General features: G+C 67.3%; 1 pseudogene. It reads left to right on the forward strand.

Annotation, left to right across the window (positions count from 1 at the left end):
* Window positions 1-462 (forward strand): annotated as a pseudogene (locus tag AB4Y92_RS25740) (hypothetical protein); the annotation flags it as partial.

The raw sequence follows: 462 nt of genomic DNA on the forward strand, positions 1-462 counted from the left end.
GAGGAGGTCGACTGGATCACCGAAGGCGTCGGTCGCCTGTTTCCCGAAGCCTGGCAACGCTTCGCGCAGGATTCCGGCCGAGGCCCCGGCGAGCGCGTCGTCGAAGCTTATGCGAGCCGGCTGGCCACGGGCGACCGCCAGGACCGCTTGCGCGCATCCCGCGCCTGGAACGCCTGGGAAGCGACGCATATCTCGCTCGATCCTGGCTGGGAACCGGCCAGCCAACCGCCCGACGAGGAACGGGCTCTCGCCTTCGCCACCCTCGTCACCCATTACTGGGCCCATGACGGATTTCTGCGGGATGGGCAGGAAATCCTGCGCCGCATTGCCGAAATCGCGGATATTCCGGCCGTTCTCATTCATGGCCGTCGCGATATCGGCGGACCCGCGATCACCCCCTGGACCCTGCATCAGCGCTGGCCGGCCAGTCGCCTGGTCATCGTCGAAGCCGAAGGGCATGGC

Source organism: Lysobacter sp. TAB13 (assembly GCF_052113885.1).
GTDB classification, from domain to species: domain Bacteria; phylum Pseudomonadota; class Gammaproteobacteria; order Xanthomonadales; family Xanthomonadaceae; genus Lysobacter; species Lysobacter gummosus.